Source organism: Oleiphilus sp. HI0086, assembly GCF_001635225.1.
Window position 1 is genome coordinate 1 of the sequence record NZ_LWFZ01000874.1, and the last position, 9,729, is coordinate 9,729.

A 9,729-nucleotide genomic window follows, 5' to 3' on the forward strand; every position below is an offset into this window, starting at 1 on the left:
CAGGATGAAGCAGCCCAACTATGTTGTGACTTACTGGAACTAGAAGAAGGCCATAAGGTACTCGATGCCTGTGCCGCACCAGGCGGAAAAACCTGTGCGATCCTGGAATCCCAAACAGGTATTCACCTGACGGCGCTAGACTCTGAAGCAAGTCGAGCCGCAAAGATCGATGAAAACCTTAAACGACTAAATTTACAGGCAGAACTTAAGGTATCACGCGCCGAAGAGCTTGAGCAGTGGTGGGACGGTAAGCATTTTGACCGAATCCTGCTCGATGCACCATGCAGCGCCAGCGCAGTCATTCGACGCCACCCTGACATCAAACTATTGCGCAAAGAAGGTGATATAAAAGCATTGGCTGAACTTCAACTTCAGCTACTTACAAGCTTGTGGAAAACACTCAAACCAGGCGGGATATTGGTATACGCAACCTGCTCTATCTTCCCACAAGAGAATAGCCGAATTATCGAGCGATTCTTAAGACAGCAAGATCAGGCCGAATTATTCAAGATCGATGCACCCTGGGGGCAAGATACCGGGTTTGGTCGTCAATTATTCCCTCAAGAAAACGGTCATGATGGTTTTTTCTACGCCCGTTTAAAAAAACGCGGAAGCGAAATACCCGAATAAGAAGCAAGATTTATCAGATTAACCGTGTTTAGGGGATGAAAAGAGTCATTTTACTGAATTGGCGATTGACCCTAAATTTTGTCGGTATATTATAGCCCACGGGTCAAATGACTGAATAAACCGGTGCGTAGATCAACCTTATGAAAATTATCATTATCGGTGCAGGGCAAGTAGGCGGAACGCTTGCTGAAAACCTCGCAAATGAAGAAAACGACATCACCGTCATTGATCACAATGGCGCTCGACTGCGTGAGCTTCAGGATCATTTAGACATACGCACAATTCACGGCCAGGGTGCTCACCCTAACATTCTTGCCCAGGCGGGCGCAGAAGATGCAGACATGCTGATTGCAGTTGCAAATAGTGATGAAGTTAATATGGCCGCCTGTCAGGTTGCTTATACACTATTTCAGACACCCACCAAAATCTGCCGGGTCAGAGCGACACCTTATTTAGCCAAGAAAGAGCTGTTTTCTAACAAAGCCTTTCCCATTGATGTACTCATCAGCCCCGAGCAGGTTGTTACCAAACATATTACCCGCTTATTGGAATATCCTGGCGCTTTACAAGCACTAGACCTGGCAAACGGTAAGGCCAGACTCGTTGCCATCAGAGCATGCCAGGGCGGCCCCTTGGTCGGTCATGCCTTATCCTTGATCCGACAGCACATGCCCACTATCGACACCCGAGTGGCAGCAATTTTCAGAAAAGGCCAACCAATCATTCCTTCTGGTAACACGGTGATTGAAGAAGATGATGAGGTTTTCTTTATTGCCGCGACCGACCATATTCGCGCGGTAATGAGCGAACTGCAGCCTTTGGAAAATAAGTACAAGCGAATTATTATCGCTGGTGGCGGTAACATTGGTTTTCGCTTAGCCAAGTACCTGGAACGTCGTTATCAAGTAAAAATCATTGAAAACCATCACGAGCGTTGCGTGGCACTTTCCGAGCAACTCGAAAAGGCCATTGTTCTGCATGGTAATGCCGCCAATAAAGACATGCTATTGGAAGAGAACATCGAAGATACTGATGTTTTCATCGCCGTGACCAATGATGATGAAGCAAACATCATGGCCTCGATGCTTGCCAAGCGCATTGGTGCTCGCAAGGTGATGGCCTTGATCAGCAACCCTGATTATGTCGATCTGATCCAAGGCGGTGAAATCGACATTGCCATATCGCCTCAACAAACCACCATTGGCAGCCTGCTAACCCATATCCGAAAAGGAGATGTCGTTAATGTTCACGCCTTACGACGAGGAGCAGCTGAGGCGATCGAAGCCGTAGCACATGGCGACGAGCGCTCCTCAAAGGTTGTCGGTAAACGAGTCGATGAGATACCTTTACCAACCGGTACCACCATCGGCGCAATTGTCCGTCACCAGGAAGTATTAATCGCTCACGACCATATCCGCATCGAGCAAGACGATCACGTTATCCTCTTCCTGGTCGATAAGAAAAGAGTTCGCGAAGTCGAGAAGCTGTTCCAAGTCGGACTCGCTTTTTTCTAACCCTGTTTTAGTAGTTTTTTGGGAGATACAACCGGATGCATTTGTCTACAGTCAGCCGAATTCTAGGCATCCTGCTGATGATTTTTAGCCTGACCATGCTCCCGCCGATCATTGTTTCGCTCATCTATAACGATAATCAGCTCCATGCCTTCCTCGATGCTTTTGTTATTACGCTAGGCTTAGGGCTAATCATCTGGCTGCCTGTTCGAAACCATAAAAAGGAGCTTCGTGTACGAGATGGTTTTATCGTAACGGTTCTCTTCTGGCTGGTGCTCAGCCTGAGTGGTTCAGTGCCCTTATATTTATCTGACTCCCCTGATTTACGCTTCGTTGATGCTTACTTTGAGTCCCTATCGGGGCTAACCACCACTGGCGCGACCGTCATTACCGGGATAGATGACCTGCCCAAATCTATCTTGTGGTACCGACAACAATTGCAATGGCTTGGCGGCATGGGCTTGATCGTACTGGCTGTCGCCATTCTTCCAATGCTAGGCATTGGTGGTATGCAGCTATACCGAGCAGAGACTCCCGGCCCGGTAAAAGACAGTAAATTAACGCCTCGAATCACCGAAACCGCCAAAGCTCTTTGGTATATATACCTCGGGCTAACAGTCGCTTGCGCGCTATCTTACTGGGCCGCTGGAATGACCCTGTTTGACGCCATAGGCCATAGTTTTTCGACCATCGCCATCGGCGGCTATTCAACCCATGATGCCAGTATTGGCTATTTCGATAATAGCGTAATTGAACTAATCGCCATCTTCTTTATGTTTATCGCCGGGGTTAATTTCGCGCTGCATTTCACTGCATGGCGAAGCAATAGCTGGCGAACGTACTTTATGGACCCCGAGTTCCGCTTTTACGCATCGCTCATGTTGATCGTAACCATTATTACGATCGCAACGCTTTACTTCACCGATACTTATAGCTTCTCTGACTCTATGATTCGAGGCGCCTTTGAAGTTGTTTCCATCGCAACAACCACTGGCTTTGCTACAGCAGACTTCACAGCCTGGCCATTCGTACTGCCCTTCCTCTTATTCGTTGTTGCCTTTGTTGGCGGCTGTGCAGGCTCAACCGGCGGTGGCATGAAGGCGATTCGAATCTTACTCATCTACAAGCAAGGCTTGAGAGAAATCCAACGTCTAATTCATCCCAACGCCATTATTCCAGTAAAACTTGGCAAAAAGCCGGTTCCCGACCGTGTGATTGAAGCTGTTTGGGGCTTCTTTTCGGTTTACTTGTTCGTCTTCGTTATTTTGCTCTTAATGTTACTGGCAACGGGCTTGGACCAAGTCACTGCCTGGTCAGCTGTCGGTGCCAGTATTAACAATTTAGGCCCAGGCTTAGGTGATGTCGCACAACACTACGGCGACATTCCCGATACCGCTAAGTGGGTTCTATGCTTTGCCATGCTAATGGGCCGCCTAGAGATCTTCACTTTATTGATATTGTTTACCCCTGCTTTCTGGCGAAATTAAGGCCCTTATTAAAAACCGAGAAAATACCAATAAAGCAGACGAGTGCACTGACATAGCGGCCAATAAACCTTATGATTGATCAATAATAAAAATATAAGTGGCTGTCAGACATGCTTAAGCTCTCGTGCTTAAATACACTCTTTCTCATTTTTTTCCTATTTTTAGCCGGTGTATCTTCTGCATTGCAGGCCGAAAGTAATACGGCTCAAGCAAGCACGAATAAACTCCTTGTTATCGACCTGCGAGACAAAGATTGGTCTAGCAAACAATCTTTTAGCCTTGACGGCTATTGGAATACTTACTGGAACCGCTTCATTCCACCTCAGGACATCTACAAGACAGAAGAAAGCCCCATTAAATTTCCCGTTCCCGGTGTTTGGAATAAAAACCCCTATCGCTTTGTCGAGAATCAACGCGTTGACACAATGAAGGGTGAGCACATTCAAGAACAGCAGGTAATCTATCCTCCTCTGGGTCTTGCAACGTATCATGCAAAAGTTCTGGTGCCACAGAATTTGGAGCCTATCTATCTCTATATTCCTGACATGCCAAGCGCCTACAAGCTTTACATCAACGGCAATCTTAGCGCCCAAAACGGTAAGCCCGGTTATTATCAGAGCACTGAAACGCCTGAGTTTAGACCCAGAGTAATCAAACTCACCAATCATGCTAGCGAACTAGATATCGTGATTCATCTGTCTAATCACCATTATCGCGAGGGCGGCATATGGTTTAGTCTACGCATGACGGGCGAGGCCGGCCGTTTCAATATGGAGTATCGTCCGATCATATCGGCAGTCTTCTTTGGCTCAATTCTAATTGCAATCGGCCTGTATAATTTTTCATTATTCGCCTTCCGCTCAAAAGAGGTTAGCGCTCTATACTTTGGTCTATTGTGCTTGGCTGTGGGCTTCAGGCGCTTAATGATTGATGAGCGGGTTCTGCACTTATTTGACTGGTTCAGCTGGGCAAGCCTCCAACGCCTTGAGCATTTAAGTTTTTACCTGACGCTTCCTTTCTTTATGGGCTTCTTTAGCGCCTTATACCGGAAATATATCCCGGCCTTTACCATGAGAGTCTCATGGGTGCTAATCACCCCCTTTGTCTTTATCTGCCTGGCATTCGAGAACCGAATATACACCGAGTTGAATGTGGCATTTCAGGTACTGGTATTAATTAGCGTCACCTTTGCAATGGCTATGTACTTAAAAGTTGTTCAAGCAGGTGGAAAACGGGTTAAAGCTTTTGGCGCCAGTTTACTTATTTTGGCGCTTACCGTTATTCATGATGTACTCAAAGCCAATGGTATTTTCGGCACACCTTTTAATGTCGCACATTTTGGCGTACTGGCTTTTGTTATCTCCCAGTCCATCGCCCTTCAACGGAACTATCTGAAGAACCTAGACTTAGTAGAGGCGATGTCGAAGCAACTAAAAAGTCGAAATAAAGAACTTATCGAAATGGATGCCTTCAAAGATGAGTTTTTGGCCACTACCTCTCACGAACTACGAACGCCTTTACAAGGTATCTCGGGGCTAGCAAAAGTATTAATCGAAAGTGATCAGCAGAGCTTAAGTCCAGACCAAAAAAACAAGATTGAGCTTATCTCTAACACCTCGCAGCGCTTGAATATCCTGGTGAACGACATTCTTGATTTTTCGAGTATCAAACATGGAAAGCTAAAACTGAATATCGCTCCCATAGATCTTCAGTCTATATCAGAGTTAGTACTTACCACCATGAAACCTCTTCTGGATAAGAAGCCTATTGAGTTAAAAGCAGAGATTTCACCTAAGGTTAGAAACTTAAATGCAGATGAGTTTCGCGTGCAGCAAATATTGATCAATATACTAGGCAATGCCGTCAAATATACCGAACAAGGCAAAATCACACTAAGCGCTTACCAGGTAGGAGAAGAAGTATTAATTAAGATCTCTGATACAGGTGTCGGTATCCCTGAAGAGAAACTACACAGCCTGTTTCGTCCCTTCGAGCAAGTCCATGTTGAAGGTCACCCTTCAGCAAGCGGAACCGGGCTCGGCCTAGCCATCAGTAAACAGCTTGTTGAATTGCACGGCGGTTCCCTAACGATTAAAAGCCAGGCCAATCAAGGCACAGATGTCACCCTATCCTTACCCGCTGGTTTGGTCAGCAATCAGGAAGCCAATAAGCAATTAGCTGAAACCGCTCTACCAGCCACTCAAGCACCTATTATCACTAAGGAAACTCAGGTTTCTACCAGCGAAACCTCTGCAAAACTACCCGATTTATCGTTTGAAGGCGGTAGCGAAGAAATGACTCCGCTGATATTTATCGTCGACGATGAACCCGTAAACCTGGAGCTGGTTTCCAGCCTGATGTCACAACAAGGTTATCGATATGAAGTCTTCCCGGATGGAATTAGCGCTCTAGCCAGGCTCAACCAACAAGTACCTGACCTGATATTACTCGACTTTATGATGCCAAAAATGAGCGGCATTGAAGTCTGCACCCTGGTTCGGAAGCAGTTCGACAGCTATGAACTCCCCATCATCATGCTGACAGCACGGCATCAAATATCCGATATTGTCAGCGCCCTGAGCCAAGGTGCCAATGATTACCTCATCAAGCCCTATCATAATAAAGAACTAATCGCCCGCGTAGAAAGTCAGCTAAGCGTAAGAAGGTGCTGGATCGCGAACCAGGAAAACCAGAAGCTTCGCAACGAGATCGCTAAACGAGAAGCCCTGGAAGAAGAGTTATCCGAACTTAATTCGAAGTTGCTTAACGTTCTGGATATTAGTGAAGAACTTATTATCGTCATCAACGAGCAACTCAATATTGCTTACACGAATGATAGAGCGCTACAAGAATTTAGCCACAAACTTGGTGAATCATCCGAGTCCAGCCTACTAGGGCGCCCCATTAGCGACTTCGTTTTGCCAGAGCTACTCTCTCAACTGGAGAAAGCGTTAGTCGAAAAGCCCGATTCGGCCTACTCAATAGACTTGATGAGTGAACCCGGCGAGCAGGCTGTATGGCACGCTTCCATCAAATACGTTAACGAGTCCGGTCAACCTTATTTAGCCTTGGTTATCGACCAAAGAGAACTGTCGCCAGAACAGGTTGAAGGTAAGCCTTTACAGACTGATAATGCCCTGGCAGCACTAACTCATGAGCTGAGCGAAAGTCGGCGTAAAATCAATGAAATTGAAGGGGCACTAAGGCATGTTCTCATTGATCCTGATCATGCGGGAGAGCAAATCAGTGAACAAATAGGCGATACAGACTCAGTTCAATATATAGACTCTCCTCCAGCTCTTGAACACGATGATAAAACCGAATTTGATGGCAAAGAGCTTATTGTCGAACTGTTGAGGAACTCACTAAATATTTGGGAGCGCTCAACAAATAAGACAAAGGTTGACCTGGCAGAGCAAAGTCGCTGCTGGCGTGTATACGTGGACGGCACCACGGTTAAAACTCGAACCTTTGACAAGTACCTGAGCGCTCGTACTATCCCTGATAGGCCCAGGTGGCGAGCCGTAGTGCGCACGGCAAACTTCGTTTTGGCTAACTGCGACTTGAATGAACAAGATACACAGGAACTATCTGAACTAACCAGGCGTGTTGAAGACAACTATTCATAGGCTAGATCACTTGCAATCAATTCCCTCATCAGCTCACCCCCAAATAGAACCAAGGAAGTAAAATGGCAAAATATGATAAGCGGCACTCAAAAGGAAGCGAGCGGACGCTGGAAGAAGCTAATAAGCTGGCAAAAGCGAACCAACGCCCAGGCCAAACGAAAGAACAAACAAAAATCATTGCCCAGGGTATTCAAAAAGGGATTGAGCAGTATAAAAAACAGCACAAAGCCAAAAGCCGAGAGCTCGACAAGCAATTAAAAGCTGCAGAAAAAGCCAAACAGATGGCAAGCAGTAGTGAAGAAAAACAGCTTGAAGAGCATGTTCAGCCACCTAAAGCACAGACGTGGTTACCCTGGTCTTTACTCGTTTTATCATGGGTTTTGTTTGCAATATTCCAAGTAATATAAGAACTCATCTCGATGAAATTTGATTAGTTTTGAACCAAGTCTCACTGAAAACTCTGAATTTAACCTAAGTTACCTAAATTACCCTTCTTTGCCACAGCTTCGTAATCCTCTTTTTTATATGGTTTAAATCACTTACTTGTCATTGCTTTGGAGGAGTCCCCCAAAAAAGTCAGACAAGAAAGAACCTGAAAAAGAATAGTTCTTTAAGAACATATAAAACACTTACATACATGAAAAAAACAAAATTAAGAAAATTAACGGAGTCGATTGATGAAAAGCCTGAAATTGAAGTTGGTGACACTGACGTCACTACTTGTTGCTGCATTCGCGGTTAATGCGAACGGCTACAGTAATGTATACGTATTTGGCGATAGCCTTTCTGATAATGGTAACCTTAATGCCATTGCACCAGACCAAACCTATGGTGAACGTTTCACCAATGGCCCTGTAGCGGTAGAATTCGTTGCAGCAGCACTAGGTCATACCCTAACACCATCGCTACACTTAGCGGGTGGTTATACTGGTAACAACTTTGCTATTGCTGGTGCAAAAGCAGTTGACGAAGATGGTGATGAATCTACACCGGACATCAACCTACCTACCCAGGTTAATGCTTTCCTACAAATCAATGCAGGTGTTGCTCCTTCAGACGCGCTATACATCGTATTAATCGGTGGCAATGACATTCGTGCAGCACGTGAAATTCGCTCAGGAGCAGTTTTCGCTTCTACAGCTCAAGAGCGTCAGGCTATTCGTCAGGCAGCTAATGCTTCATTGAAAGCAGCTGTTGAATCTGAAATTGCTCAAATCGAAAAATTGATCGCTTCTGGTGCTCAGCACATTCTAGTATCTAATGCTCCAGATATCGGCGCGATCCCCGAAACTGATTTGGTTGTTGCTGGCTTACTTGCAAACACTCAAACGACTCGCCAAGAGCGCAAAGCGAACCGCCTTGTACGAGTTACTACTAAGCTTTCAGCTAAGTTCAATCGCAAGCTGGATCGTAAATTGGCTCGTCTTGAGCATCAAACAGGTGTCGATTTTATCGAGTACGACCTATTCAGCTTCTTGACTGATCAAGTCGACAACGCTGAAGACTATGGCTACACCAATACTGACGACGCATGTGCTTACATGCTATCTCAAGGTGGTGCACTTCACCCTGAGTGTGATGGTTACGTAACAGCTACTGGCTTCTTGTTCTATGATGAAATTCACCCAACTACGCAAGCTCACCAAGCTGCAGGTATTGAAATCGTTCAAACTCTATTGGCTCAATAAAACAAATTTGAGCCTCCCTACCAGACACACCCAAAACGATAACTAATAAAGCAGTACTAACTCTAAGAGGGCCTCGGCCCTCTTTTTTTATTCCAGTCGATAACACCTGTACAACTTAGAACTTCAATTGCTTTTAGTTAAAGCAAATGGAATCATGCCTGTTTTCAAAACACGGTTGCGCCCATGCCTTCGACAATTCTATACACCTTCAGACGCTGCCCTTATGCCATGAGAGCACGGTTGGCCCTGACTCTTAGCCAGGAAAAGATTCAGATAAGGGAAATTGTCTTACGAAATAAGCCAGCGACAATGCTGCATTATTCTCCGAAAGGTACCGTTCCGGTGCTCATCCTTCATCATTCAGAATCCGAGGCCCCGCAAGTGATTGATGAAAGCCTGGATATCATGAAGTGGGCTTTCAAACGATACGATCCAGACAACTTTTTAGATGCTTCCAAACTTAACGAGATGCTCGACCTTATTTCAATCAATGACGGTGAATTCAAAGATAAGCTTGATCGATACAAATATGCAGACCGCCACCCAGAACAAAGTGAGCAGGAATATCGCAAGCAAGGCGAAGGTTTTTTAGAGCTTTTGGACAAGCGCTTACAAAACCAAACTTTTCTTTTTGGCGAGCAGGCCTGCCTGGCAGATCTCGCCATCTTTCCCTTTATACGACAATTTGCACATGTAGACCTAGAATGGTTTGATGCGAGCCCTTACGACTATCTCAAGCGCTGGTTGTCAGACTACAAAGAGTCTGACATATTTTTGAGTATTA

7 protein-coding genes are annotated in these 9,729 nt (G+C 45.5%); all 7 read left to right on the forward strand.

All coding sequences use genetic code 11. The annotated features are described in order from the left end of the window. The coding region (locus A3756_RS15855; protein ID WP_304438890.1) for a methyltransferase domain-containing protein at positions 1-630 on the forward strand (630 nt) is incomplete at its 5' end. 140 nt (positions 631-770) lie between these two features. Beyond that, positions 771-2,144: a Trk system potassium transporter TrkA gene (gene trkA, locus A3756_RS15860; protein WP_068512833.1), complete on the forward strand. Its 1,374-nt coding sequence runs from the start codon at positions 771-773 to the stop codon at positions 2,142-2,144. Positions 2,145-2,179: 35 nt separating this feature from the next. Further along, entirely contained in the window at positions 2,180-3,628 is a 1,449-nt protein-coding gene (locus tag A3756_RS15865) for a TrkH family potassium uptake protein (protein ID WP_068512836.1), read from the forward strand. 110 nt (positions 3,629-3,738) lie between these two features. Then, positions 3,739-7,257 carry a response regulator gene (locus tag A3756_RS15870; RefSeq protein WP_068553882.1) on the forward strand — a complete coding sequence of 1,173 codons (3,519 nt, stop codon included), beginning with the start codon at positions 3,739-3,741 and terminating at the stop codon, positions 7,255-7,257. Positions 7,258-7,319: 62 nt separating this feature from the next. Then, positions 7,320-7,664, forward strand: coding sequence for a DUF2956 domain-containing protein (locus A3756_RS15875; protein WP_068512841.1), 345 nt, complete (start codon positions 7,320-7,322; stop codon positions 7,662-7,664). A 270-nt stretch (positions 7,665-7,934) separates the two neighbouring features. After that, on the forward strand, positions 7,935-8,945 hold the full coding sequence (locus A3756_RS15880) for an SGNH/GDSL hydrolase family protein (RefSeq protein ID WP_068553884.1): 1,011 nt from the start codon (positions 7,935-7,937) through the stop codon (positions 8,943-8,945). Positions 8,946-9,128: 183 nt separating this feature from the next. Next, positions 9,129-9,729, forward strand: a 601-nt coding sequence (locus A3756_RS15885) for a glutathione S-transferase (protein ID WP_082865301.1), incomplete at its 3' end; no start/stop codon positions are given.

Bases quoted from the DNA above. Each gene is read 5' to 3' on its own strand.
- trkA (WP_068512833.1), top strand. From the start codon at position 771: ATGAAAATTATCATTATCGGTGCAGGGCAAGTAGGCGGAACGCTTGCT.
- A3756_RS15865 (WP_068512836.1), top strand. From the start codon at position 2,180: ATGCATTTGTCTACAGTCAGCCGAATTCTAGGCATCCTGCTGATGATT.
- A3756_RS15870 (WP_068553882.1), top strand. From the start codon at position 3,739: ATGCTTAAGCTCTCGTGCTTAAATACACTCTTTCTCATTTTTTTCCTA.
- A3756_RS15875 (WP_068512841.1), top strand. From the start codon at position 7,320: ATGGCAAAATATGATAAGCGGCACTCAAAAGGAAGCGAGCGGACGCTG.
- A3756_RS15880 (WP_068553884.1), top strand. From the start codon at position 7,935: ATGAAAAGCCTGAAATTGAAGTTGGTGACACTGACGTCACTACTTGTT.